The sequence below is a fragment of the Pseudomonas aestiva genome, from assembly GCF_039908605.1.
Taxonomy (GTDB): Bacteria; Pseudomonadota; Gammaproteobacteria; order Pseudomonadales; family Pseudomonadaceae; genus Chryseomonas; species Chryseomonas aestiva.
On record NZ_CP150916.1, the window covers coordinates 2,780,365 to 2,806,617 of the forward strand.

At 69.8% G+C, this 26,253-nt stretch carries 20 protein-coding genes and 2 tRNA genes; 9 read left to right on the plus strand and 13 right to left on the minus strand.

Going from position 1 to position 26,253, the window contains the following annotated elements; translation table 11 throughout:
- Positions 1-4 precede the first annotated feature (4 nt).
- The 3 genes from AABM56_RS12990 (at position 5) to AABM56_RS13000 (ending at position 3,647) form a co-directional block, all read left to right on the plus strand.
- A complete protein-coding gene (locus AABM56_RS12990) occupies positions 5-1,192 on the plus strand; it encodes a hypothetical protein (protein WP_347883333.1) in 1,188 nt (395 codons plus the stop codon).
- A gap of 53 nt (positions 1,193-1,245) precedes the next feature.
- Positions 1,246-2,697 (plus strand): aldehyde dehydrogenase family protein, encoded by a 1,452-nt coding sequence (locus AABM56_RS12995; protein ID WP_347883334.1) that lies wholly within the window; start codon positions 1,246-1,248, stop codon positions 2,695-2,697.
- A 395-nt stretch (positions 2,698-3,092) separates the two neighbouring features.
- Entirely contained in the window at positions 3,093-3,647 is a 555-nt protein-coding gene (locus AABM56_RS13000; RefSeq protein WP_133860834.1) for a ProQ/FinO family protein, read from the plus strand.
- Between the two features lie 55 nt (positions 3,648-3,702).
- On the opposite strand, the gene AABM56_RS13005 is transcribed toward AABM56_RS13000, so the two are convergent.
- Positions 3,703-4,872 (minus strand): ATP-binding protein, encoded by a 1,170-nt coding sequence (locus AABM56_RS13005; protein ID WP_347883335.1) that lies wholly within the window; start codon positions 4,870-4,872, stop codon positions 3,703-3,705.
- Entirely contained in the window at positions 4,869-5,543 is a 675-nt protein-coding gene (locus AABM56_RS13010) for a response regulator (protein WP_133860836.1), read from the minus strand. Before AABM56_RS13010 ends, AABM56_RS13005 begins: the two co-directional genes overlap by 4 nt.
- A gap of 96 nt (positions 5,544-5,639) precedes the next feature.
- Between AABM56_RS13010 and AABM56_RS13015 the strand changes: the two genes are divergently transcribed.
- Genes AABM56_RS13015 through AABM56_RS13030 form a run of 4 tightly spaced genes read left to right on the plus strand, consistent with a single transcriptional unit; the run spans position 5,640 to position 12,006 of the window.
- Positions 5,640-7,079, plus strand: coding sequence for an efflux transporter outer membrane subunit (locus AABM56_RS13015; protein ID WP_133860837.1), 1,440 nt, complete (start codon positions 5,640-5,642; stop codon positions 7,077-7,079).
- 11 nt (positions 7,080-7,090) lie between these two features.
- Positions 7,091-7,876, plus strand: coding sequence for a MipA/OmpV family protein (locus AABM56_RS13020; RefSeq protein ID WP_347883336.1), 786 nt, complete (start codon positions 7,091-7,093; stop codon positions 7,874-7,876).
- A 14-nt stretch (positions 7,877-7,890) separates the two neighbouring features.
- Complete coding sequence (locus AABM56_RS13025) at positions 7,891-8,988, plus strand: efflux RND transporter periplasmic adaptor subunit (protein WP_133860839.1); 1,098 nt, start codon at positions 7,891-7,893, stop codon at positions 8,986-8,988.
- A 3-nt stretch (positions 8,989-8,991) separates the two neighbouring features.
- Positions 8,992-12,006, plus strand: a complete 3,015-nt coding sequence (locus AABM56_RS13030) for an efflux RND transporter permease subunit (RefSeq protein ID WP_347883337.1) — start codon at positions 8,992-8,994, stop codon at positions 12,004-12,006.
- A gap of 45 nt (positions 12,007-12,051) precedes the next feature.
- On the opposite strand, the gene AABM56_RS13035 is transcribed toward AABM56_RS13030, so the two are convergent.
- The 9 genes from AABM56_RS13035 to AABM56_RS13075 all read right to left on the minus strand — a co-directional run bounded on the left by AABM56_RS13035 (position 12,052) and on the right by AABM56_RS13075 (position 23,095).
- Entirely contained in the window at positions 12,052-13,608 is a 1,557-nt protein-coding gene (locus AABM56_RS13035; RefSeq protein WP_133860841.1) for a UxaA family hydrolase, read from the minus strand.
- Between the two features lie 90 nt (positions 13,609-13,698).
- Positions 13,699-14,883, minus strand: a complete 1,185-nt coding sequence (gene uxuA, locus AABM56_RS13040) for a mannonate dehydratase (RefSeq protein ID WP_133860842.1) — start codon at positions 14,881-14,883, stop codon at positions 13,699-13,701.
- A 1-nt stretch (position 14,884) separates the two neighbouring features.
- Positions 14,885-16,318, minus strand: a complete 1,434-nt coding sequence (locus AABM56_RS13045) for a mannitol dehydrogenase family protein (RefSeq protein WP_133860843.1) — start codon at positions 16,316-16,318, stop codon at positions 14,885-14,887.
- The gene (locus tag AABM56_RS13050) at positions 16,315-17,592 is read right to left on the minus strand and encodes an MFS transporter (protein ID WP_133860844.1); all 1,278 of its coding nucleotides are present in this window, start codon (positions 17,590-17,592) and stop codon (positions 16,315-16,317) included. The genes AABM56_RS13045 and AABM56_RS13050 overlap by 4 nt, the downstream gene beginning before the upstream one ends.
- A 70-nt stretch (positions 17,593-17,662) precedes the next feature.
- Positions 17,663-18,691, minus strand: a complete 1,029-nt coding sequence (locus AABM56_RS13055) for a Zn-dependent oxidoreductase (RefSeq protein WP_347883338.1) — start codon at positions 18,689-18,691, stop codon at positions 17,663-17,665.
- Between the two features lie 14 nt (positions 18,692-18,705).
- The gene (manD, locus tag AABM56_RS13060; RefSeq protein WP_347883339.1) at positions 18,706-19,917 is read right to left on the minus strand and encodes a D-mannonate dehydratase ManD; all 1,212 of its coding nucleotides are present in this window, start codon (positions 19,915-19,917) and stop codon (positions 18,706-18,708) included.
- A 4-nt stretch (positions 19,918-19,921) separates the two neighbouring features.
- Positions 19,922-20,905 carry a sugar kinase gene (locus tag AABM56_RS13065; RefSeq protein ID WP_347883340.1) on the minus strand — a complete coding sequence of 328 codons (984 nt, stop codon included), beginning with the start codon at positions 20,903-20,905 and terminating at the stop codon, positions 19,922-19,924.
- On the minus strand, positions 20,902-21,813 hold the full coding sequence (locus AABM56_RS13070; protein ID WP_347883341.1) for an SMP-30/gluconolactonase/LRE family protein: 912 nt from the start codon (positions 21,811-21,813) through the stop codon (positions 20,902-20,904). The genes AABM56_RS13065 and AABM56_RS13070 overlap by 4 nt, the downstream gene beginning before the upstream one ends.
- On the minus strand, positions 21,800-23,095 hold the full coding sequence (locus tag AABM56_RS13075) for an MFS transporter (RefSeq protein ID WP_263259649.1): 1,296 nt from the start codon (positions 23,093-23,095) through the stop codon (positions 21,800-21,802). The genes AABM56_RS13070 and AABM56_RS13075 overlap by 14 nt, the downstream gene beginning before the upstream one ends.
- A gap of 193 nt (positions 23,096-23,288) precedes the next feature.
- Between AABM56_RS13075 and kdgR the strand changes: the two genes are divergently transcribed.
- Positions 23,289-24,071, plus strand: coding sequence for a DNA-binding transcriptional regulator KdgR (gene kdgR / locus AABM56_RS13080; RefSeq protein WP_133860849.1), 783 nt, complete (start codon positions 23,289-23,291; stop codon positions 24,069-24,071).
- Between the two features lie 198 nt (positions 24,072-24,269).
- Positions 24,270-25,895, plus strand: a complete 1,626-nt coding sequence (locus tag AABM56_RS13085; protein ID WP_347883342.1) for a methyl-accepting chemotaxis protein — start codon at positions 24,270-24,272, stop codon at positions 25,893-25,895.
- Between the two features lie 146 nt (positions 25,896-26,041).
- Here AABM56_RS13085 and AABM56_RS13090 read toward each other — a convergent pair.
- Both AABM56_RS13090 and AABM56_RS13095 read right to left on the minus strand, forming a co-directional pair.
- Positions 26,042-26,118: transfer RNA gene (locus AABM56_RS13090), tRNA-Asp, on the minus strand.
- Between the two features lie 38 nt (positions 26,119-26,156).
- Positions 26,157-26,232, minus strand: a tRNA-Val gene (locus AABM56_RS13095).
- Positions 26,233-26,253 lie beyond the last annotated feature (21 nt).

Below are 26,253 nucleotides of genomic sequence, written 5' to 3' on the forward strand. Positions count from 1 at the left end.
GCCCATGACCGTCACCTCGCCCTCTCCGCCCCGCCAGGTCTGCGCCGCGCTGCTGCTGGGGTCCCTGGCCCTGCTCATCCTCGGCCTGCAGCCGCTGCTGCTCGGCGAGCTGTTCACCAGCGGCCGCGCCAGCCTCGATGGCCTGGGTCTGGTGGCCATGGGCGAGGTCGTCGCCCTGGGCCTGGGGGTCATCGCTGGCGAGGCCCTGGGTCCCCGTCTGGGACTGCCGAGGGTCCTGGTACCGGCGATGCTGCTGGCGGTCGCCGCCGACCTGGCCAGCGCCCAGGCCAGCGGTGATCTGCTTCTACTCGGCCTGCGCGCCCTCGCCGGCCTCGGCGAAGGCCTGCTGCTCTGGGCGGCGGTCGCGCTGATCGTGCGCCAACCCGCCGCCGAGCGCCTTTCCGGTCTGTTCATGGCGCTGCAGACTTTTTGCCAGGGCCTGCTGGCCGCCCTGCTGGCGCTGTGGATCCTGCCGCGCCTGGGCAGCCCCGGCGGCTTCCGGCTGCTGGCCGGCGTCACCACCCTGGCCCTGCCGCTGACCGCCGCCTTGCCCCGCCGGCTGGCGGCGCTGGAGATTGCTGGCAGCGTGCCCGTCCGCCATCGCTGGCGGCTGCCCCAGGCCCTGCTGCTGGCCTTCGTCGGCTGCCAGCTGGCGGCGATCGGTGCGCTCTGGGCCTATCTGGAGCCCTATGGTGAAGCCCTCGGGCTGGACGCCAGCCAGGCCCAGACCCTGATCGCCGCCAGCTTCGCCGCGCAGTTGCTCGGTGGTCTGGCCGGCGCGGCGCTGGTGGCCTGGCTGCCGGCCGCCACCACCCTGACCCTGGCGACCCTGTTGCTGGGCAGCCTGGCTGCGCTGATCTATGGCCTGGCACCAGGGGCGCACCTGACCTTTGCGCTGCTGTGCCTGGCCTTCACCTTTCTCTGGCAGACCCTCACCCCCTTCCAGATCAGCCTGGCCCTGCGGCTGGACGCCAGTGGCCGCGTCGCCACCCTGGTGCCTTCGCTGCAGCTGCTCGGCTGCGCCGCCGGCCCGGCGCTGGCGTCCCTCTGGCTGCAGGGCGCCGCGGTCCGGCCCGCCGCCCTGACCAGCGCCCTGCTCGCCCTGCTGGCGCTGGGGTTGGCGGCCCTGCTCGCCCTCAGTGCCCCCGGCTCCCGGCCGGTACCCCGCTGGCGCTGGCAACGCCCAGGCTGAATACTGCCGTCGTCGCCGTGTCGCCCCTTCCTGCCCCCTTGCGGACTGCTGCCATGAATGCGCCCCTCCCCGATTCCGCTTCTGCCTCCGCCCCGGTCGACCCCGAGACCCTGCAGCGGCTGTTCGCCGCCCAGGGACCGCGCGCCCTGGCCCTGCGCGATTCCAGCGCCGCCGAGCGCCTGACCCTGCTGCAGCGCCTGCATGGCGCCCTGGTGGCGCGGCGGGGGGCGCTCTATGCGGCCTTTCGCCAGGACTTCGGCAAGCCCGAGGTGGAGGTGGAACTGTCGGAGATCATGCCGGTGCTGGAAGAGATCCAGCACGCGCGCCGCCATCTGCGCCGCTGGATGAAGCCGCGGCGGGTGCGACCGACCCTGACCTCCCTCGGCTGCCCGGCGCACATCCACAGCCAGCCACGCGGTCGCTGCCTGATCATCGGCCCCTGGAACTACCCGGTCTCCACCCTGCTCGGCCCGCTGGTATCGGCGCTGGCGGCGGGCAACAGCGTGATGCTCAAGCCCTCGGAATTCACCCCGGCGGTCAATGCGGTGCTGCGCGAGCTGCTGACCGAGGCCTTCACCCCCGACACCGTGGCCTTTTGCGAAGGCGACGTCACCACCGCCCAGGCGCTGCTGGCACTGCCCTTCGATCACTTCTTCTTTACCGGCTCCACGGCCGTGGGCCGCCTGGTGATGCTGGCCGCTGCCCGGCACCTGGCCTCGGTGACCCTGGAACTGGGTGGCAAGTCGCCGGCGATCATCGACGCCAGCGCCGACCTGGACGCCGCCGCCGAGTTGCTGCTCTGGGGCAAATTCCTCAATGCCGGCCAGTCCTGCGTCGCGCCCGATCATGTCTTCGTCGCCCGCCGCCTGCTGCCAGCCTTCAAGGAACGCTGTCGTGCCCTGCTGGTGCAGCGCTACGGCACCGATGCCGCCGCCAGCCCGGACTACGCCCGGCTCATCCACCCGCGCCACGCCAGCCAGCTGATCGGGCTGCTGGAACAGGCCCAGGCCGCCGGCGCCCAGCTGATCCACGGCGGCGCGCACGATGCGGCCGGGTGCTATCTCGCCCCGACGCTGCTGGATTGCTCGGCCGTCGACAGCCCCCTGGACAGCCAGGAGCTGTTCGGTCCGCTCCTGCCGGTGATCGCCTACGACGACCTGGAGGAGGTGCTGCAGCGCATCGACGCCGGTCCCAAGCCCTTGGCGCTCTATCTCTGGAGTCGTGATCGCGCGGTGCAGCGACGGGTCGTCGCCCGTACCAGCTCCGGCAGCGTCGGCCTCAATCTGTGCATGCAGCAGTACACCCAGCTGCATCTGCCCTTTGGCGGCGTCAATCACTCCGGCAGCGGCAGCGCCCATGGCCAGGCGGGCTTTCGCACCTTTTCCCACGAGCGCAGCGTGCTCGCCGCCGGTCCGCTGCTGGCCGTTCGTCTGCTGTTGCCGCCCTATTCGCCGTTCAAGCTGCGACTGGCGCAGTGGGTGTCGCGCCTGACCGGAGGCGGCTAGATCCAGGACGAGAAGTGCCTGCATCATCGGCGATGCTTTGTTGCAAGGCCTGGAGCGCCAGCCCGGTCGGAAGCCTCGTTCACCGCACCTGCACGGCCCTTCCTCGACCTTCCGGTTCGGGCGCGCTCAGCCTTCGAGTCGCCCTGGGCCGTTACTCCCCAAGGTCGTTTCAACTCGCCTCACCTGCGCTCGGCGGCGTTCGTAAAGGGCCGAGAAAACGCCCAGCAGGGCACACCATCCGCCGGGAATGACGCTTCCGAGGATGCACGAGCGGCAAACCAGCCTTTAGAATGACGGGCCGCCAGCCTTGGGCGTGCCAATCTGCAATCGGCGCGGTCCAAGCCCGGCATGGGTTACCCTTGCACGTGAATTCTATTGGAGCGGTGAGCTGAACGATGGGCTTTGAGCAACTAGCTGAACTACGCGACCGCCTGCGGGCCGAAAAAGCGCAGGTAAAGACCGAGAGCAACGAGCGGCCGGCGCGGAGACCTTCACCGAAAGCCAAGCCCCGCGAGCAGAAGCCCCGCGAGCAGGATCCGGTGGTCGAAGGCATCCGTCGTCTGCAGAAGCACTTCCCGCTGGCCTTCCCGGTCAATCCGGCCCCCAAGGTGCCGCTCAAGGAAGGCATCCTGAAGGACGCCGAGCAGCACCTGGAGCGCCTGGGCATCACCGGTGACCAGCTCAAGCAGTCGATCGCCACCTGGTGCCGTGGCACCCGCTACTGGGCGGCCATGACCGAAAACGCCCCGCGCGTGGATCTGGATGGCCAGCCGGCTGGCACCGTGACCGCTTCCCAGGCGGTCTATGCCAAGCAGCAGGCACGCCGCCAGCGCGCCCAGGCCCGCCGTGAGCAGGCCAAGGCCAAGGCGGACACCGCCACGCCGGTCGAAGCTGAGGCGCCTGCAGCGGCCGAGGCCGTCGCCGCCCCTGCGGACGACGCCTCCGCCTGAGGCCCGCTGCCCCTGTCGCTCTGACAGGGGCAGTCGTTCCAAGACGCCTGCCGCGCTAGGACAGCCGTCCCGGCAACTCGATCCGCATGACCGTGCCGCCACCCTCGCGCACCAGGGCGACGATGCGGCCCTGATGCGCCGCGCAGATGGCGCGGGCGATGGACAGGCCCAGGCCGCTGCCGCCCAGGTGACGCGCCCGGGAGCTGTCGGTGCGCCAGAAGCGGTGGAAGACCCGCTCACGGTCGGCTTCGGCGATGCCCGGGCCGCGATCGCGGAATTCCAGCACCAGGCCTTCGGCCAGGGCCCGCTGGACGATCTCCAGTTCGCCGCCGCTGGCGCCATAGCGCAGGAAATTTTCCAGCAGGATGTTGAGCAACTGGCCGATGCGATCGCGGTCGGCGTACAGCCGTTGGCGGGGATCCAGTTCCAGGTGGAGTCGTATCGCCTCGGCCTGCAGCTGGGGCGCGAACCAGGCCAGTCGCTCTTCCACCAGCGCCGCCAGGGCGAAGGGCCGCTGGTCCAGCGCCAGTTGCCCGGCCTCGGCCAGCGACAGGGTATGCAGATCGCCGACCAGGGTGTTGAGCAGGTCGAGCTGGCGCTTGACCATCTGCAACTGGCGGGCATCCGCGGGAAAGACCTCGTCGAGGATGCCCTGCACCCGCACCGAGGCGGCGTTGAGCGGGGTGCGCAGCTCATGGGCGAGGATGGCGCTGGAATCCCGTACGTCGCGTTCGTATTGCTGCAACCGCGCGGTGAGGCTGTTGAAGTCCAGCGCCAGGCGGCGCAACTCCGCGGAGGCCGTCTCGGCCACCTCCAGCCGGGTGTCCAGATCGCCCGACGCCACTCGCCGCGCCGCCGCGGCGATGGCGGAGAACTGGCTCGACAGCGGGCGTGACAGCCGAAAGCCGGCCAGCAGGATCAACGGCACGGCTGCCAGCACCAGGCCCGCCAGCACCCACCAGTCGCGGCTGGCGATACCGGGCAGGAAATAGCGCACCGGATAGTAGTGGCTGAACAGCGCCCAGAGCCTTGCCTCGTTTTCCTGCGGATCGGCGCGCAGCTGGAGGATCTCCGCCCGCGCCGCCTGGGGCACCTGGCGCAGCACCCACCAGTCGCCGAAGAGAAACCAGAGGTACATGCCGGCGGCGATCAGCAGTACCGCGCCCAGTGCCAGCAGGCTCATGCGCCAGCCGACCCAGCGTCCCAGCGGGGCCTGGCGCTTCATGAAAAGCGATAGCCGATGGCGCGTACCGTCACCGGCACGCCGGGAATGCCGGCCGCCTCCAGCTTGCGCCTGAGGTTGTGCAGGTGGGTGTCCACCACCCGCGCCAGCGCCTCGCTCTCCGGCAGGCAGCGCTCCAGCAATTCCTCGCGGGTAAAGGCCTTGTGCGGGGTGCGCATCAGGGTGGCGAGCAGGCCGAACTCGGTAGGCGTCAGCTCCAGGAGGCGTGCCTCGACCGTGGCGCTGAAACGCTCCAGATCCACCGTCAGGGCGCCATGGCGCAGCCAGCGGTCATCGCGCGGCGCCTGATGACAGCGACGCAGCACCGCGTGCACCCGCGCCACCACCTCCTTGGGGTTGTAGGGCTTGACGACATAGTCGTCGGCGCCATAGCGCAGGGCGCCGAGCTTTTCCGGCTCGTCACCGATGGCGGTCACCATGATCACCGGGGTATCCCCGGCGCGGCGAATCTGCGCCAGCACCTCGGTGCCACCGAGGCGCGGCAGCATCATGTCGAGCAGGACCAGATCGGGTCGCTCGCGCTGGAACAGGTCCAGCCCCTGGCGGCCGTCCTCGGCGAGCATCACCGTGAAGCCGTCGCGCAGCAGATAGGCCTCCAGCACGCTGGCGCTGTCGGCGTCGTCTTCGACGATGAGTATGAGTTTGTCGCCCACGTCCGCTCTCTTGATCGAATCTCGACAATTCGCCGAAGGAATCTTGATTCGGCGTCCCTAGGCTGCGATCCATGCCTTGCACCGGGTCTGCCTGCCATGCCTTCACTCGCCGCTTCCGTCACCTGCCCGCTGCTGCTGATCAGCCTGCTGGGCCTCAGCGGTTGCTCACTGATTCCCGACTACCAGCGGCCGGCACTGCCGGTGCCCGCGCATCTGGGGCAGTGGCAACGGCAGGATGCGGCGTCCGCGGCGGTCGTCGACCTCAGTCCGGAGGAGCGCCAACTGCTGGCCGCGGTCAGCGCTGAAGCCCTCCTGCCAACGCTGGCGAGCCAGGCGCTGGCGGGCAATCGAGACTACCGGATAATCCAGCTCAGGGTCGAGCAGGCGCGGGCGCAACTGGGAGCCCGCCAGGCCGAGCGCTGGCCCACCCTGGGCCTGGCGGCGCAGCGTCCGCGTCAGCGCTTCGCCGATCAGGCGCTGGACGAGCGCTACCAGCAGGACCTGGCCACCACCACCCTGGGCGTGGACGCCTTCGAACTGGATTTCTTCGGCCGCGTGGCCAGTCTGGGGGAAGAAGCCCGCCACCAGCTGCTGGCCAGTGCCTATGGTCAGCAGGCCGCGCGCGGCGCCCTGGTGGTCGAGGTGGCGCGCCTCTTCCTGCTGGCCCGCGAGGCCGATGCCCAGGTCGCCAGCGCCCAGGCCATGGCCGCGCTCAGCGACCAGCTGGCGCACCGGACCCAGGCGCGCATCGCCGCCGGCGACCTGGCTCCGGCCGCGCTGGAGCCCCTGACCCAGGCTGCCCTCGAGGCGCGCCAGCAGCTGCAACAGCGGCTGAGTCAGCGCACCCAGGCCTATGGAGCGCTGGCCTGGGTCACCGGCTACCGGCTGGCGCCCTCGCCGGGCGCTGCGCCTGCCCTCGCCGGTCCTCCGCCGGAGCTGCCCGGCGAGCTGGCCGACCTGCCCTCCAGCCGCCTGCTGGAGCGTCTCGACGTGCGCGCCGCCGAGGAACGTCTGCAGGCGGCCAACGCCAGCATCGGCGCGGCCCGCGCCGCCTTTTTCCCGACCATCCGCCTGAGCACCGCGGTGGGCCTGGCCAGTCCGCAATTGCAGGATCTGTTCAGCGCCGGCCATGGGCTGCGACTGCTGACGCCGTCGCTGTCCCTGCCGCTGTTCGACGGCGGGCGCAACAGCGCCAATCTGGATGCGGCCAAGGCTGCTCGCGACCTGGCCCTGGCCGCCTACGAACGCACCCTGCAGGACGCCTTTCGCGAACTGGCCGACGGCCTGGAAGAGCGCCGCCTGCTGCTCGCGCAGCGCCAGACCCTGGACGCCCAGCTGCAACTGAGCCACCAGCGCCGCCAGCGCCTGGCGCACCAGTGGCAGGCCGGAGCTGGCGATCCCGGCGCCAGTCTGCAGGCCGGTCTCGACGACCTACGCGCCGGCGAGACGCTGCGCCAGACCGAGGAGGCGCTGCGCCTCAATCGCCTGCGCCTGCACCGCGCCCTGCACGGCCTGGACCACCCTTCCGCCACCTGAGAGGACCTGCCATGACCCACACCCCCCTGCTGCCGCTGCTGCTCTGCCTGACGCCCCTGGCCGGCCAGGCGGCCGACGCCTCGCCCTGGGGCGACCACACCGATGTCAGCCTCGGCCTGGTGGCCGGCGCGGTCAGTCGCTACCTGGGTTCGGCCGATTATCGGCCACAGTTGCTGCCGCTGGTGGTAGTACAGCGTGGGCCGTTCTTTGCCGACACCAGTCGCGGCCTCGGCCTGCAATGGCAGTCGGTCCAGGGGCTGACCCTCAGCGGCGCCCTGAACTACGACGTCGGCCGCGATGACCGCGACAACGCCTCGCGGCCAGGCGCCGACCGGCTGCGGGGGATGGGCGAGGTCGACGGCGCCACGGTGCTGGACCTCACCCTGAGCCAGGCCCTGGCGCCCTGGCTCAGTCTCAACGCCGAGGGCGAATGGCGGCTGGCCGGGGCCCAGCGCGGCACTCGCTATCGGCTGGGGGTGGAAGCCATCGGCCTGCACACCGACCAGGACACCCTGGCGCTGGATCTCGACGCCCACGCCGGCGACCGCCGCTTCAACCAGACCTATTTCGGCGTCACCGCCGCCCAGAGCGCCGCCAGCGGCTTCGCCCCGGCGCGTCTCGACCAGGGCATCTATGCCTATTCCGTCGCGCTGAACTGGTTGCACACCTTCGATCCGCACTGGAGTTCGGTGGCGACCCTGACCACCACCTATTACGGCGACCAGGCACGCGACAGCCCGCTGCGGCAGCGCGTCACCGCCACCACCGCCCAAGTCGCCCTGACCTACAGCTTCTGATCCTGGAGCCCGCCATGCCCGGCCCGCGCCTGACCTCCGCCCTCACCCTCCTCTTGCTGCTCCCCCTGCTGGGCGGCTGCTCACCGGATGAACGCCCCGGTCCGCTGCCCCTGCGCACCGTCAAGCTCGCGCCGGTCGCCCGGCTGACGGCCCAGGCGCCGCTGCTGCCCGGCCTGGTGCGCCAGCCGCGCAGTACGGCGCTGGCCTTCGAGAATGGCGGGCGGGTGCTGCGGGTGGCCGTGGACGTGGGCGCCCAGGTTGCGGCCGGTCAGTTGCTCGCCGAGCAGGATGGCGAGTCGGCGCGTCTGCGCCTCGACCAGGCCAGCGCCCGGGTGCAGGCTGCCCGAGTGGAGCTGGATCAGCGCCGCGCCGGGCAGCGACGGGCACGGCAGCTGTTCGCCGAGGGCAACCTGGCCAAGGCCGAGCTGGAAGGCGCCGATGCCGCCCTGGGCGCAGCCCAGGCGCAGCAACGGGGCGCCGAGGCGGAGCTGGCGCTGGCGCGCCGCGCCCTGGCCCAGACCCGGCTGGTGGCGCCCTTCGCGGGCCAGATCATCCTGCGCGCGCCGGAGCCGCTGCGGCTACTGGGCGCGGGCGAGACCCTGCTCGGATTGCAGGCCGAGGGTGAACGCCAGGTGGTGGTGCAGGTGCCAGCCGCCCTGGCCCAGGGGCTGACACCGGGCGCCCAGGCGCAGGCCTATGCCACGCGCGACGGCGCGCCCCTGGCGCTCCGGCTGATCGGTCTTTCGCCGCGTGCCGAGCAGGGCCTGCTACAGGAAGCGGTCTTCGCCCTTGGCAGCGAGGCGCCGGCCCTGCCCAGCGGCAGTCTGCTGGACGTGCGCCTGCCGCTGCCGGCCCAGGCGCAGCTGGCCGTACCCCTGGGGGCGCTGCTGCCCGGACAGCGCGGCACCGCCGGTCAGGTCTATGTCTACCAGCCGGAGACCCAGCAGGTGAAGCCGCGTCCGGTCACGGTGGCGGCACTGCGGCAGGACCAGGCGCTGATCGCCAGCGGTCTTGCCGAGGGCGAGCAGATCGTGGTGGCCGGCGCCGCCTTTCTGCGCGCCGGCGAGCATGTGCTGCCCTATCAGCCCAGCACCGTGCTCACGGGGGAGTAGGCCATGTCCCTGACCGCTTTCGCCCTGCGCCGGGGTCGCCTGGTGCTTTGCATCGCTCTGGCCCTGTTGCTGGGCGGGATCTACGCCTTTCTCGGCTTTCCGTCCCAGGAGGAACCCAGCGTGACCGTGCGCGACGCCCTGGTCAGCGTCGCCCTGCCCGGCCTGCCCAGCGACCGGGTGGAGGAACTGCTGGCCAAGCCGCTGGAAGACCGGCTGCGCGAATTACCCGAACTCAAGACCCTGGTGACCACCCTGAGACCCGGGCAGTCCATCATCCAGCTCACCGCCCGGGACGAGATCAAGGACCTGCCGGCGCTCTGGCAGCGCGTCCGCAACAAGGTCGCCGAGGTGGCGCCAGGCCTGCCCGAGGGTACCCAGGGCCCGCGGGTGGACGATGATTTCGGTCGGGTGGCGGTGGCGTCCATCGCCGTGACCGCGCCCGGCTTTTCACCGAGCGAACTGCGCCGCGAGGTGGAAGGCCTGCGCCGCGCCCTCTATGGCCTGCCCGGGGTCGACCGTATCGCCCTCTATGGCCTGCAGGACGAGCGCGTCGTCCTGACCTTGGACGCCACGGCGCTGGCCCGCCTGGGCCTGTCGCCCCAGGCGCTACTGGCGCAACTGCGCACCCGTAACGAACTGGTCAGCGGCGGCAGCCTGCGCGCGGGAGAACGTGTGCTCAGCCTGGCCATCAGCGGCGAACTGGCCGATCCCGCCGCGCTGCGCGCCGTGCCGATCCAGCTGGGTAAAGGCCGCGCCGTGCCCCTGGCCGAGCTGGCCCAGCTTCGGGTCGAGCCCGAGCAACCGGTGCGCAGCGCCGCCTTCTATCGCGGCGAACGCGCCCTGGTGCTGGGCATCGCCATGACCCCGGGCCGCAACGTCGAAGCCTTCGGCGCCGCGCTGCACGACCGGCTGGAGGAGTTGGCGACCACCCTGCCCACCGGCTTCGCCCTGCATCGGGTGACCTTCCAGGCCGAGGTGGTGCACCACGCCATGGCGCGCATGCAGCACGTGCTGATGGAAACCATGGTGATCGTCATGGCCGTGGTCATGCTGTTCCTGGGCTGGCGCCTGGGGCTGATCGTCGGCGCCATCGTCCCGCTCACGGTGCTGGCGACCCTGCTGGTCATGCGCGCCGTGGGCATCGAGTTGCAGACGGTGTCCATCGCCGCGCTGATCCTGGCCCTGGGGCTGCTGGTGGACAACGGCATCGTCATCGCCGAGGACATCGAACGGCGCCTGCGCGCGGGCGAAGAGCGCCGCGCCGCCTGCGCAGCCGCCGGCCGGACCCTGGCCATCCCGCTGCTGACCTCTTCGCTGGTGATCATCCTGGCCTTCTCGCCCTTCTTTCTCGGCCAGACCAGCACCAATGAATACCTGAGGTCCCTGGCCGTGGTGCTGGCGCTGACCCTGCTGGGTTCCTGGGCGCTGAGCCTGACGGTGACACCGCTGCTCTGCCTGCGCCTGGTGCCGGACCCCAGTCATACCAGTACCAGCACCGACAGCGCCCTGCACCGCGGCTATCGCCGCCTGCTGGAGGTCCTGCTGCGGCATCGGCTGGCCTATCTGCTGGCCATGCTCGGGCTGCTGGCCCTGGCCACCCTCAAGGTGCTCAGCCTGCCCTACGACTTCCTGCCGCCCTCGGATCGCAACCAGTTCCAGATCCCCCTGCAGCTGGAACCGGGCACCTCGGCCCAGCGCACCCTGGAACTCATGCAGGGCTTCAGCCGCTGGCTGGGCGAGGATGCCGATATCGTCGAGAGCATCGGCTACGTCGCCGAGGGCGGACCACGCATCGTGCTGGGCCTTAATCCGCCGCTGCCCGGTCCCAATGTCGCCTATTTCACCGTCACCACCCGCCCGGACGCCGATCTCGCCCAGGTCATGGCCCGGGTCGGCGATCAGCTGACCCGGGCCTATCCCGAGGTGCGCGCCCAACCCAAGCGCTTTTCCCTGGGCACCACCGAAAGCGGCCTGGCGGTCTATCGCCTGAGCGGTCCGGACGAGACGGTCCTGCGTCAGCTGGGTGCCAACCTCGCCGACCTGCTCGCCGCCGTCCCCGGGACCCGCGACATCCAGGACGACTGGGGTCCGCGTCTGCTGCGCTACCAGGTCGAGGTCGACCCGGCCCGGGCCCGCGCCGCCGGACTCGACCGGCGCGACCTGGCCCAGGCGCTGCAACTGGCCGGCGACGGCCTGAGCGGCGCCCAGCTGCGCGACGGCCAGTATCCGGTCGAGATCGCGGCGCGCAGCACGCCCCGCGCTGGGGATCCGAGCACCCTGCTGGTCTATCCCCAGGGCGGCGCCACGCCGCTGCCGCTGGCGGCGGTGGCCCGGATCGAGCTGGCCAGCGAGGCCGGGGTCAAGGTCAGGCGCAACCTGCAGCGCACCCTCACGGTCAGCGCGCGCAATCCCGGCATGACCGCCGCCACCCTGGTCGCCACCCTCGCGCCCCAGTTGCCCACCCTGCAGCTGCCGCCCGGTTACCGCCTGGAGCTGGGCGGCGAGAGCGAGGATTCCGCCGCCGCCAACGACGCCCTGCTGCGCTATCTGCCGCTGGCCGCCGTGGCCATGCTGTTGCTGTTCCTCTGGCAATTCGATTCCTGGCGCAAGGTGCTGATCATTGTCGCCAGCATCCCCTTCATCCTCATCGGCGTGGCCCTGGCGCTGTGGCTGAGCGGCCATCCCTTCGGCTTCATGGCCACCTTCGGCCTGCTGTCCCTGGCCGGCATCATCGTCAACAACGCGGTCTTGCTGCTCGAACGCATAGAAGCCGAAAGGCAGGCCGGCAAGCCCCTCGTCCCGGCGCTGCTCGACGCCGCCGGCGAGCGCCTGCGGCCGATCATCATGACCAAGCTCACCTGCATCCTCGGCCTCATCCCTCTGATGCTCTTTGCCGGTCCGCTGTGGACCGGCATGGCCATCAGCATGATCGGCGGCCTGGCGCTGGGCACCCTGGTGACCCTGGGGCTGATCCCGGTGCTCTACGCCCTGCTGTATGGCCGGCGCCAGGACAGCTGAGCGAGGCACCGGCGGCGTGGCTGGCCCCCTCCCGCAAGCTCGGGCTCAGGTGGTGGCGCCCAGTTGCCAGGGGACGAATTCGTTCTGCCCGTAGCCGTGCAACTCGCTGCGGCTGCGCTCGCCCGACGCGAGTGCCAGCAACCGTTCGAAGATGAAGGCGCCGCGCTCTTCCAGGGTGGTGCTGCCGTCGACCAGGCCGCCGCAATCCACGTCCATGTCGTCGCGCTGGCTTTCCCAGAGGCGGGTGTTGGTGGCGATCTTCAGCGACGGCGTCGGCGCACAGCCATAGGCCGAACCCCGGCCGGTGGTGAAGGCGATGAGGTTGGCGCCCCCCGCCACCTGGCCGGTGGCCGAGACAGGGTCGTAGCCGGGGGTGTCCATGAACACCAGGCCCGGGCTGCACACCGGCTCGGCGTAGCCATAGACCGCCATGAGATCGGTGGAGCCGGCCTTGATCACCGCGCCGAGGGATTTTTCCAGGATGGTGGTCAGGCCACCCGCCTTGTTGCCCGCCGAGGGGTTGTTGTCCAGGCTGGCGCCGAAGCGCGCGCAATAGTCTTCCCACCAGCGGATGCGCTCCACCAGGCGTTCGCCCACCGCCGGGCTGGCGGCGCGCCGGGTGAGCAGGTGTTCGGCGCCGTAGATCTCCGGGGTTTCCGAGAGGATGGCGGTGCCCCCGGCGGCCACCAGCATATCCACCGCCCGGCCCAGCGCCGGGTTGGCGCTGATGCCGGAATAGCCGTCCGAGCCACCGCACTGCAGGCCGAGGATCAGATGGCGGGCACTGACCGGTTCGCGCGCCACCGCATTGGCCGCGGGCAGCAAGGCTTCCACGGCGGCGATGCCCCGGGCCACGGTGGCGGTGGTGCCGCCGCTGTCCTGGATATTGAGGGTGCGCAGTCCCGCGTGCTCGCTGAGGCCCTGATCGGCCAGCAGCGTGGGGATCTGGTTGGCTTCGCAACCCAGGCCGATGAACAGCACCGCGGCGAAGTTGGGATGGGACGCATAGCCGCCCAGGGTCCGGCGCAGCACCGCCATGCCCTCGCCCTGGGTATCGATGCCACAGCCGACACCATGGGTCAGGGCGACCACGCCGTCGACGTTGGGATAGGGCCCCAGCGCCGCGGGATGGACGTCGCGGCGGAAATGGTCGGCCACCGCCCGGGCCACCGTAGCCGAGCAATTCACCGAGGTGAGGATGCCGATGTAGTTGCGGGTCGCCACCCGGCCATCCGGGCGGACGATGCCGAGAAAGCTGCGCTCGATGGGCGCTGGTGCGCCGCGGGCCTCGATCCCGAAAGCGTGCTCGCGGGTGAAGTCGCCCATGGCCAGGTTGTGCACGTGCACATGGCTGCCGGCGGCGATGGCCTCGCGGGCGAAGCCGATGATCTGGCCATAGCGGCGTACCGGCGCGCCTGCGGCGATGGCGCGCACGGCGACCTTGTGGCCGGCCGGTACCGGCTCGCGGACCTGCACGCCCTCCTCCGGCAATTCGAGGCCCGGCACCAGCGCCTGGCGGGCGATCAGTACATCGTCTTGCGGATGCAGGCGCAGGGTGGCGCGGGCAGCGGCCGCGGCGCCGCTGCGGGTGATCAATTCCATAGGGGTCTCCACGTCAGCATTCGAGGTAGGCCGTGACCGCGCCGGTGGCGGGGTCCGGCACGAGGTATATCCGAGAGACGCCGATCCGCATCAGTCACGCGCCTCTTCCAGCCGCCGCACGGCCTGTTCCACGCCGCGCAATTCCGCCAGGCCCTTGAGCCGGCCGATCAGCGAATAGCCGGGGTTGGTCCGCCGCCCCTGGTCGTCCAGCAGCTGATGGCCGTGGTCCGGACGCATGGGCAGCCGCGCCCCGCCTGCGCGTTCGCGGCGACGCTCCTCGCGTACCAGTTCGCGGATCACCCGGACCATGTCCACGTCGCCGTCCAGGTGATGGGCCTCGTGGAAACTGCGCGGATCCGCCTCGCGCCGGGTCGCCCGCAGGTGGACGAAGTGGATGCGCGGCGCGAATTGGCGGGCCATGGCCACCAGGTCGTTGTCGGCGCGCACGCCATAGGAGCCGGTACAGAAGGTCAGCCCGTTGGCCGGGCTCGGTACCGCGTCCAGCAACCACTGGGCGTCGGCGGCGGTGGAGACCACCCGTGGCAGGCCCAGCAGCGGTCGCGGCGGATCGTCCGGGTGCACCCCCAGACGAATGCCCACCTCTTCCGCCACTGGCACCACGGCCTGGAGAAAGACCGCCAGGTGCTCGCGCAACCGCGCGGCATCGATGCCGGCATAGGTGGCCAGCAGGGTGCGCAGGTCGGCGACCGAGTAGCCCTCCTCGGCGCCCGGCAGACCGGCGATGAGGGTACGCACCAGCTCCTCGCGCCCGGCGTCGTCGAGCCCGGCGTGATAGCGGCGCGCGCGTTCGATCTCCGCGGCGGCGTACTCGGCCTCGGCGCCCTCCCGTTGCAGGATGCAGAGATCGAAGGCGGCGAAAGCGTCCTGATCGAATCTCAGCGCCCAGCCGCCATCGGGCAGTCGATGGGCCAGCTGGGTGCGGGTCCAGTCCAGCACCGGCATGAAGTTGTAGCAGACCACGTCGATGCCGCACTGGGCGAGGTTGCGCAGGCTCTGCCGATAGTTGTCCAGATAGCGCTCGCGCCCTGGCAGGCCGCGCTTGATGTCTTCGTGGACCGGGACGCTTTCCACCACCGACCAGGTCAGTCCCGCCGCCTCGATCAGCGCCTTGCGCTCGGCGATGGCCGCCAGCGGCCAGACCTCGCCATTGGGAAGCTCGTGCAGCGCCGTGACGATGCCGGTGGCCCCGGTCTGGCGAATGTCGGCGAGGGAGATGGGATCGCGCGGGCCGAACCAGCGCCAGGTGTGTTCCATGTCAGACTCCTTGTTCGGTGAGATCGGCAATGGCCGCGGCGATACCCGCCGTGGCGATGCGCGCGTGGGCCCGTCGCACCGCGTCGCCAAAGACGGGTTGCGCGACCAGGGCCGGTGGAAAGACCTCGGCCAGCGCCAGCACGGCGTCCACCCGCGCCGCGCCAGCAGGCAAGGCGGCCAGGGTGGCGCGCAGGGGATCGTCCAGCGCCTCGCCCTCCCCTTCACCATAGTGAATCCAGGCCGCCACGCCGAGCGCGGTGCAGGCCAGTTCGCCACCTTGCTCCAGCAGCCGCTGGGCGCCCAGCAGCCAGCGCTGGGGCAGCTTCTGCGAGCCGTCCATGGCGATCTGCTGCAGGCGGTGCTGCAGGGCGTCGTTACGGAAGCGCGCGACCAGCGCCGCGGCATAGGCCTGCAGATCCACGCCCTCCGGCATGTCCAGGGTCGGCGCCGCCTCGCGACTCATGTAGCGGTGCACCAGCGCCGCCAGGCGTTCGTCGGCCATGGCCTCGGCCACGGTGCCGTGGCCGGCCAGGCTGCCGACATAGGCCAGCAGCGTATGACTGCCATTGAGCAGGCGCAGCTTCATGGTCTCGAAGGGGCGGACGTCCGCCACCATCTGCACCCCTTCCCGTTCCCAGTCCGGGCGCCCTTGCGGAAAGCGGTCCTCGACCACCCACTGGCTGAAGGCCTCGCCCACCACGGCGGCCGGATCATCGCAGCCGAGATCGCGCAGCCGCGCGAAGGCCGCCTCGTCCATGGCCGGGACGATGCGATCGACCATGCTGCAGGGAAAGGCCACGGTAGAGGCTATCCAGGCCGCCAACCCGGCGTCCTGGGCCTCGGCGAGGGACACCACTGCCTGGCGGGTCCGCTGGCCGTTGTCCGGCATGTTGTCGCAGCAGAGCACGGTGAAGGGCGCGATACCGGCCGCGCGGCGCCGGCGCAGGCCTTCCACCAGCAGCCCCGGCGCGGTGCGCGGCGCCCGCGGTTCGGCCAGGTCATGGACGATGCCGGGATCGTCACGGCGCAGGGCGCCGCTGGCCGGACTCAGGCAATAGCCTTTCTCCGTGACCGTCAGGGTGACGATGCGCACCCCGGGATCGGCCAGCCGCGCCAGCAGGGCCTCGCGCCCGGCCCCACCGTCGCCGGCGTAGAGCACCTCGCGCAGGGCACCGATCTCGCGCAGCACCCCTTCGCGCCGGTTGCGGTATTCGGCCACGTGATAGCGGCCCTGCTGGGCGTTCAGGGTCTCCACCAGCGCCCGCCCCGATCTCAGGTTGGCGCTGCACAGGCCCCAGGCGCCGCCGCCGTGGCGGGCCAGATTGCGCTCCAGGTAGACCGCCTGGTGGGCGCGATGGAAGGCGCCCAGCCCCAGGTGGACGATGCCGATGGCCGGCGCCGGATAGCGCGAGGGAATGCGTTCGAAATCGCTCATCGGACGCCTCCGGTAGCCAGCGTGGCGGGTGCCTCCGCCGGCCGCTCGGCCAGCGGCTTGACGAAGCGCGCCACGCACAGCGAACCGATCACGGTCAGGGTGCCGGCGAGCAGGAAGGCACTGGTGAAGGCGCCGGTGAATTGCACCAGATAGCCGGTCACCGCCGGGCCGATGATGCCCGAGGTGTTGGCCAGGAAGTGCATGAAACCGCTCACCCCGCCCACCCGTGCCGCCGGCACGGTGTCCTGGATGATCGCCCAGTAGATGGCGCCGGTCAGATAGAGGAAGAACACCGAGAGCGCCACCAGGGCCACCGCGGCATAGAGGGTGCTGACCAGGCCGGCCACGCCGATGCACAGGGCGCAGGCCAGCAGGCAGGTCACCAGCACCACCTTGCGCGAAAACATCAGGCGACCGGTCTTGCGGAACACCCAGTCGGACAGATAGCCGCCCACCGCCAGGCCGATGAAGCCCAGCACCCAGGGGATCACCGTGGCGATGCTCATGTCCTTCACATTGAGGCCGTAGGCCTGGATCAGGTAGCTGGGGAACCAGGTCAGGAAGAAGAACAGGGTGTAGTTGTAGGCGAAGAACGCCAGGGCGGTGAACAGTACCGTGGGCTGGCGCAGGTAGTACTTGAGCGGTCGCACCTCGGTATCCACCACGGCCACGGCGCGCTCCTCGGCGGCGATGTCGGCGGCCAGCTGACCGGTGGGCTTGTCCTTGATCCAGAGGTACCAGGCCACCGCCCAGACGAAGCCGATCAGCATGATGACGACGAAGGACACCTTCCAGCCGTAGGTCACCGCGATCACTCCGACGATGGGGCCGGAGATGGCGCCGCCCAGAGGCGTACCCGACATCGACAGGCCCAGGGTGCGACCCCGGTTGTGGGGCGCGTACCAGTTGTTGACCATCTTGCTGGTGGAGACGCTCAGGGGCCCCTCCGCCATGCCGAACAGCACCCGGATCACGATCAGCGCGGCGAAGCCCGAGGCCAGCACCGTCAGGCCGCTGAACGCCGACCAGAGCACCATGGCCAGCAGCAGCGTGGTCTTGGCGCCATAGCGGTCGGCGGCCCAGCCGCCGATGAAATTGAACGCCGCATAGCCGACGAAGAAGGCGCTGAACAGCAGCCCCATCTCCCCGGCGCCCAGCCCGAAGTCCTTCTGGATCAGGGGCGCTGCCACCGACAGCGCCGAGCGATCCAGATAGTTGACGACCCCCGCCAGGAACAGCATGACGAGTACCAGTCCACGACCTTGTCCAGCCATTTGTTACCTCCCGCTCATTGTCTTTATTCGGTAAGGCATCGAAGCGACGCCCCTTGCGGAGCGCGCGTTGTCAGGCGTTGCCACCCCACTGCACCAGCACCTTGCGTGTCTGCTCGGGGTGCCTTTCGATCAGCTCGATGGCACCCGGCATCTCCTGGCTGGCCACCTGGTGGCTGATCAGCGCCGCGGCATCCAGCTTGCCCGCCGCCAGCAGCTCGATGACCCGGGGAAAGCGGCCATTGTTGAGCCGCGAACCCACCAGGGTCAGCTCCTTCTTGATGATCTCCAGCTGCACCAGCTCGCTGGGCGTGGCGCTGAAGCCCAGCAGGCCGATGCGCCCGGCCGGCGACGCCAGCCGGACGATCTCCGGCAGCAGGGCCGGATGGCAGGCGGCGTCGACGATCAGCGGCACGCCCTCGCCGCCGGTGGCCTCGCGTATGGCCGCCTCGACGTTGGTCTCGCGGCCATTGAGGGTGCGGGTCGCGCCCAGGGTCCGGGCGGTGGCCAGGCGATCGTCCAGCACATCGGTCACCGTGATATCGGCGATGCCCAGCGCCCGGGCCATCTGCACCAGGGTCAGGCCCATCACGCCGGCGCCGTAGATGAGCAGGGAATCCCCGGGCAGAAACTGCATCCGCTCCAGCACATTGAGGGCGATGCTGTAGGGCTCGACCAGCGCGGCCTGGGCCAGCGGCAAACCGGGCGGCAGGCGATGGGCATTGGCCGCGGGCACGCAGACCTCTTCGCTGAAGCCGCCATCGCGGTGTACTCCCAGCACCTGCAGGCGACTGCAGACATTGGGCCGACCGATGCGGCACGGATAGCAGCTGCCGCAGGCGATCACCGGATCGACGCAGACCGGATCGCCCACCGCCAGGCCGCTCACGCCCGCGCCCAGCTCGCGCACCACGCCGGCGAATTCGTGGCCGGTGACGCGGGGAAAGCGCACGAAGGCGTTCTGCCCATGGATGATGTGCATGTCCGAGCCGCAGATGCCGGCATAGGCCACCCCGACGCGGACCTCGCCGGGTGCCAGCGTGGGTACCGCGACCTCTTCGATGCTGAATTCGTGGGGTGCTCTGACCTGAAAGGCTTTCATCCGGGATTCCTCGCTCACCAGTGCCACAGGGTGCCATCCACCAGCCGGTTCACCGGCAGGCTGGCGCGTTGGTACGGATAACGGGCGGCGAGGTCTTCATTGATGTCCACGCCGTGGCCGGGCACCTCGCCCGGGGTGAAATGGCCGTCCGCGAAGCGATAGGCATGGGGAAAGACCTCCTCGATGCGCGCCTCGTGGGGCATGTGCTCCTGGATGCCGAAGTTGGGCACCCAGGTGTCGAAGTGCAGCGCCGCGCCCATGCACACCGGCGACAGGTCGGTGGCGCCATGGAAGCCGGTGCGCACCTGGTAGAGCGCCGCGAGGTCGGCGATGCGCCTCATATGGGTGATGCCGCCGGCATGCACCAGGGTGGCGCGGATGTAGTCGATCAACTGCTCCTGGATCAGCTCGCGGCAGTCGTGGATGGAGTTGAACACCTCGCCCACCGCCAGCGGCGTGGTGGTGTGCTGGCGAATCAGGCGGAAGGCCTCCTGATTTTCCGCCGGGGTGCAGTCCTCCAGCCAGAACAGGTTGTATTCCTCGACCCTCTTGCCCAGCCGCCCCGCCTCGATGGGCGTCAGCCGGTGGTGCACGTCGTGCAGCAGGTGCAGGTCGTCGCCGAAGCGCTCACGCACCGCGGCGAACAGTTTGGGTACGTGATTGAGGTACTTGGCGGTGTCCCAGACGTGCTCGGCCGGCAGATCGCTGTCGGCCGGCTCGTAGCGCTCGCCTTCGCGCTTGGCCACGCCATAGGTGGTGGGCATGCCCGGCACCCCGCACTGCACTCGCACCGCGCGATAGCCCTGCTCCACATGGCGGGCGACCTCGTCCAGGCAGCTCTCGATGTCCTTGCCGGTGGCGTGGCCATAGACCATCACCCGCTCGCGACTCTTGCCGCCGAGCAGCTGGTACAGCGGCATACCAGCGGCCTTGGCCTTGAGGTCCCAGAGCGCCACGTCCACCGCGGCGATGGCGGTCATGGTGACCGGTCCGCGGCGCCAGTAGGCGCCCCGGTAGAGGTACTGCCAGATGTCTTCGATGCGATGGGCATCGCGACCGATCAGCGCTGGAAGCACGTGCTCTTCCAGATAGGCCACCACCGCCAGCTCGCGGCCATTGAGGGTAGCGTCGCCGAGGCCATAAAGGCCTTCGTCGGTGACGATCTTGAGGGTGACCAGGTTGCGACCGGGACAGGTGACGATGACGCGGGCTTCGGTGATCTTCATGGCTTCAGGCCTGGGCAGTGAGAGCGGGAATCAGGGGCGGCAGCGCCGGCATGGCCGCGCGCGGAATGAGCGCCCCGGGATGCTGGATGACCGTGGCCGCCAGGCGATGACCCCAGGCGGCGGCCGCCTCGGGGGCCCCGCCCTGGAGGCGGCAGGCCAGGTAGGCGGCGCTGAAGGAATCCCCGGCGGCGGTGGTATCCACCACCCGGGCCACGGCTTCGCCGGCCACCTCCTGGCGCCCCTGGCGATGCTGCAGCAGGCAACTGCGCGCACCGCGCTTGAGCGCCACCTCGGCCACGCCCCATTCGGCGTACTGGGCGAACAGCGCCGCCTCGTCGGCGAAGCCGAACAGCGCGGCGTCGTCTTCCCAGGTCACCAGCGCCACATCGGTGAGGTGCAACAGCCGGTGATAGGCCGTGCGCGCCGCCTGCAGGTTCGGCCATAGCCGCGGCCGGTAGTTGTTGTCGAAGACGATGCGGGTGCCGGCGGCGCGCGCCAGGCGCAGCGCCTCCAGCAGCCGCTCGCGCCCGGTGTCGGTCAACACCGCCAGACTGATGCCGCTGAGATAGAGCACCTGGTACTCCGCCAGGGCCGCCAGCAGCGGCTGGGCCTCGGCGCCGTCGAAACATTCCCGCGCCGCCGCCTCGCCGCGCCAATAGAGAAAGCGCCGCTCGCCGTAGGCATCGGTCTGGATCAGATAGAGGCCTGGCAGGCGCCCGGGCAGCACCCGCACCCGCGCGTCACTCAGCCCCTCCTCGCGCCAGCGGGCGCGCATGGCCTGGCTCAGGCTGTCGTCGCCCACCGCGGTGAGGTAATCGACCTGCACCGGGTCATCCCCGAGCAGCCGCCGCAGATAGACGGCCGTATTGAGGGTGTCACCGCCAAAGGCCTGGCCCAGCTGGCCATCCCCCTGACTGCGCAACTCGACCATGCATTCGCCGATGAGGCCGATGCGGGTCAGCGGGGACGAAACGAGGGGTAGCGTCATGCAGACTCCTGAAGGTGCTCCGGAACCCGCACGCGGCAGGCGGACACCGCCAGGCCGGTCACGCCGGGATCGAGGCGAAAGGTGCGCCCGGCCAGGGGTTGCGCCTGGCGGGCGGACTCATCGAGGCCCACCCGGGCGGTGGTGATCAGCAGCTGCTCCAGGCGCTCGCCATAGAAGGCGCAGGAGGTCACCCGCGCCACCGGCAGCTCCACCCAGGCGAGCAATTCGCCTTCGGCGCTCCAGCGACTCAGGCGGTAGCCGTCCCAGTGGGCAATCCACAGCGCCCCCTCGCTGTCCACGGCCAGGCCATCGGGCACGCCGGGCTGCTCGCCGAAGTCGATGAGGGTGCGCCCGCGGCCGAGCGCGCCGCTGGCGAGATCGAAATCGAAGGCCTGTACCCGGCGGGTGGGCGAATCTATGTAGTAGAAGGTGCGGTTGTCCGGACTCCAGCCCAGGCCGTTGGACACGGTGATGCCGTCGAGCATCGGCTGCAGCTGGCCATCCAGGTCCAGGCGATACAGCCGGCCGCCGCCGGGTGCCTCGTCGAGCAGCGTGGTACCCAGCCAGAAACGACCGAGCGCATCGCACTTGCCGTCATTGAAGCGGTGCTGCGATCCATGGATCGCCTGGGGCGGCTGCGCGATCGGCACCGGCTGGGAGGCACCGGCGGCCAGGCGCCAGACGCCATCGCTCAGGGCCAGCCAGGTGGAGCCGTCGACATGGGGCACGGCGCAACCCAGCGGTCGGCCGAAGCCCAGTATGTCGACCGGGGCCGCCGGCCGGGGCGCCGCGCGCAACAGCCGCCCGGCGAGGATATCCACCCACAGCAGCCGCTGCTGCCGGGCATCCCAGACCGGGCCTTCGCCCAGTTCATCCCTATGGTCGAACAGGCACTCAGGTGGCGCCATGGCGGGTCTCCTCCACGAAGCGCAGCGGTATCAGCGCCAGCAGGCAGCTCAGGGCGAGCATGGCGTAGCTCCAGTGCCAGCCGAAATGCTCGATCACGTAACCGGCCACCGGCCCCACCAGAAAGCCCGCCAGGCCCAGCCCCACGCCGATGAGCAGCCCCAGGCCGCTGCCGGCCGCGCGCGGCGAGGAATCCACCGCCAGCGAATAGAGCACCACATAGGGCGAATTGCGGAACAGGCCCCAGGCCAGCAGCAGGGTCCAGGCCATGGCGCGGCTGTCGATGAACATGCACAGGGCGACGCAGACCGAGAAGCCGATGGTCAGGATGCCCAGGGCGAACTTGCGGCCACGGTGATCGCTCAGCGTCCCCCAGAAGATCTGTCCCGCCCAGCCCACCAGTCCCGAGGCGCCCGAGATCACCGCGGCCTCGGCCAGACTCAGCCCCAGCTGGCTGGTGAGCTGGTAGGTCAGAAAGGTGGCCACGCCCATTTCGGTCCAGAGAAACAGGAAGTTCATCACCAGGCAGAGGCGCACGTTGCGCTCGGCGAAGGCCTGGCGCAGGTTGCTCAGCGGATTGCGCGAGACGGGCGCGGCGGTATCGACCGGAACGGTCAGCCCCTCCTCGCGGATCCAGGCATAGACCTGCTCCTCGTTGCGCCGGCGGCCCAGGTAGAGTTGCAGCAGGATGATCGGCAGGCCGATCAGCGGGATCCAGAGAAAGGTGGCGCGCCAGTCGCCATTGGCCAGGATCAGCCCCATCAGGACCGGACCGACGAATTGCCCCAACGGCATGCCGGTGTGGTGGACGCCGAGGGCGAAGCCGCGATTTTCCTTTTGCCAGAATTCACTGGCCACGGCGATGTTGACCGGTTCCATGGCGCCGGTGCCCAGGCCCATGGTGAACCTCAGCACCTGCAGGGCGCCCAGCGAACGCGCATAGACGGTGGCGAAGGCCGAGCCTATGGTCAGGGCGCAGGCCCCCACCCAGCTCCAGGCACGGCGGTGGCCGGTGCCGACGCTGTCGGCCAGCACCCCCACCACCAGGGCGCCGATCAGGGTGCCGACGAAACTCAGCGAACTGAGCCAGCCACCCTGGGCGGCGTCCAGTCCGAATTCCTGCATGATCGCCGGCAACACGGTCGGCAACAGCTGGCGATCCACCGAGATCATCAGCATCGCCAGGGTGGTGATGCCGAGCATCTGCCAGGACACCGGATGGGCACGGGGCAACCAGCCAGGGGTACGAGCGGCAGGCGCCAGAGCGCCCGGGACTTTGGTCATGGATTTCATCGTCGCAGGTTCCGTTGTTGTTTTTGTTCGCACCCCCGGCGACCGCCAGCGGTGGAAAGAGACCCTTACGCGCGAAATACTTTGGAACGTTGTTCCATTCGCTGGAAGACAGTGTTGCTGGCCTTTCCTGCGTTCGTCAATCAGAATGGAACAGTGTTCCGGCAATCAGGCGACCGGCGGTTACATGGAAAAGAATCAGATTCTCGGCAACGACATGGTCAGCGCCGTCGGGCGTACCCTGGCGGTGCTCGAAGCCCTCGGCGAGCGCGAGGACGACTGCGGCGTCTCGGAGCTGGCGCAGCAGCTGGACCTGTCGAAGAGCACCGTCCACCGCTTCCTGCAGACGCTCAAGGCCCTGGGCTATGTGGTCCAGGACGCCGAAGACCGCTACCGGCTGAGCGTCAAACTGTTCGAACTGGGAGCCCGCGCCCTGCCCCAGCTGGAGCTGGTCCGCGAGGCCGAGCCGGGCATGCGCCTGCTCAACGACCTCACCGGCGAGACCGTCCACCTCGGCATCTTCGACGAGGGCGCCATCGTCTATGTGCACAAGCTCGACTCGCGCTACACCCTGCGCATGTATTCGCGCATCGGTCGGCGGGCGCCGTTGTACTGCACCGGGATCGGCAAGGTGCTGATGGCCTGGCGAGCGGAAGCCGAGGTACGCCAGATCCTCGCCCAGGAGACCTTTGTCCGCCGCACGCCCAACACCCTCGACAGCCTGGCCGCCTATCTGACGGAGCTGGCGCGGGTTCGTGAGCTGGGTTTCGCCGAAGACCACGAGGAATTCGAGGCCAACATGAGGTGCCTGGCGGCGCCGATCCGCGACCGCTTCGGCCAGGTCGTGGCCGGCCTGAGCGTGTCCTTTCCCTGCTTCCGCTTTCGTGAAGATCTCAAGGCCGAGTACGTCGAGCAGATGCTCGCTACCACGGCGCGCATCTCGGCGCAGATGGGTGCCCCGGCCCGCTAGCGCCGCCAGGGATCGCCGCGCCTGAAGCGACAGCTGCCTCGCTGCGCCCGGCCCTGTTCAGGGCGCACCGCCATCGTCAGACCACTGGTCCGATGGGCGGCTCAGCCTTAAGCCGCCGCTAAGCCACCCCCTATAGCGTGTGATGCACATCACAACTCCAGCCCGGTGTTCCCTCGGGCCTCCTTCATGGTGACTGTCATGATGATGCGCACACTAAAGGTGGGTCGTCGGTCGACCTTGACCTTTTCGGTTATCGTAGCAATCGTCATCGCGCTTGGGGCCATCGCCCTGATCCAGATGCGGCAACTCAGGCAGTCGGAAATCGAGGTGGAGACGGACTGGATGCCCAGCGTGCGCCAGGCCGGGCAGATGACCGCGGCGCTGCTCCGATTGCGCCTCGAAAGCCTGAGAAGCCTGGGCACGCAGGATTCGGGGCGCAGGTCGGAAATGGCCACTGCACTGGTCGAGCTGCGCAGCCGCTTCGCCAAGGAAATCGCGGACTATGCGCCGCTGGTGTCCAGCGACGCGGAACAGCAGCTCTACCAGGCCGTACAGAACGGCGCCGCGGGCTACCTGAGCCTGCTGGACAGCTTCGAGACCCTCTATCGCAGCGGTGACCTGGCAGGCGCCACCGCCTTGGCCGATGGCAACATGCGGATCGCCGCCGACCAGGTACAGGCGCAGATCGAAAGCCTGGCCGCGCTGAACGACCGTGGTGCGGTCGCGTCGGGAATCGAGGCGGGCCGGATCTACGACCACGGCCTGGCCTGGGTCGTCGGCCTGATCCTCGCCACCCTGCTGGCCACCGTCGCCCTGGCCATCCTGCTGACGCGCAGCATCACCGTGCCCATCGGCGAAGCCCTGCGCATCGCCCAGCGGATCGCCAACAAGGATCTCGCCGAAGACATCCAGGTAGCGGGCAGCGACGAGGCCGCCGGCCTGCTGACCGCCCTGGCCGGCATGCAGGCCAACCTGCGCGCCACCGTGGCCCATCTGGCGGACAGCTCCAGTCAACTGGCCGCCGCCGCCGAGGAGATGACCGCGGTGATTGACGATGGCAATCGCGGCCTGCTCAGGCAAAACGACGAGATCGGCCAGGTCGCCACAGCGGTGACGGAGATGAGCGTCGCGGTGGACGAGGTGGCACGCCATGCGGAGGAAAGCGCCGGCGCCTCGCAACGGGGCAGCGCCCTTACCCAGGCCGGCCTGGAGCACGTGGCCGCGACCCTGACCGCCATCGAACGACTGGCCACCCAGGTCGATCGGAGCAGCGGTCAGATCCAGACGCTGTCGGGTCGCGCCCAGGAAATCAGCAACGTCGTCGACGTCATCCGCGCCATTGCCGAGCAGACCAATCTGCTGGCGCTCAACGCCGCCATCGAGGCCGCCCGCGCCGGTGATCAGGGCCGCGGCTTCGCCGTGGTCGCGGATGAAGTCCGCGCCCTCGCCCATCGCACCCAGCAGTCGACGCGGGAGATCGAAGCCATGATCGGCACCATCCAGCACGATTCTACGGACGCGGTGAAGGCCATGCAGCAGAGCAGCCAGACCGCCGAGCAATCCCTCGCCGTTGCGCGGGAGGCCAATGGTGCCCTGCGGGCCATCGCCGGCGCCATGGGCGGCATCGATGAGCGCACGGCGCTGATCACCACGGCCGCCGAAGAACAGGCGCTGGTGGCCAAGGACATCGACCGTGGCCTGATCAGCATCAAGGACCTGTCCGACCAGACCGCGGCAGGTGCCAGCCAGACCTCCAGCGCCAGCACCGAGGTGTCGCGCCTGGCGGCCGGTCTCCGGCAGGTGGTGGCGGAATTCGTGATCTGAACGGAGCCGCCGGCTGGCGCTGGCCGCCAGAGCGGCGCCAGCCCGCGAACGATCGACCGGCCTTTTCTTCAGGCACAAAAAAAGCTGCCCTGGGGCAGCTTCTCTTGCGTCGTTCGGGCAGTTCAGAGGACCCGGAACAACTTGTATGGCGCGGCGGACGGGACTCGAACCCGCGACCCCCGGCGTGACAGGCCGGTATTCTAACCGACTGAACTACCGCCGCGCATTGCGTGTACCTTGCGGAACACTTCCCGAAGAGTTTGGTGGCTGATGACGGGATCGAACCGCCGACCCCCTGCGTGTGATGCAGGTGCTCTCCCAGCTGAGCTAATCAGCCATCCCCTTCGGGTGACGCGCA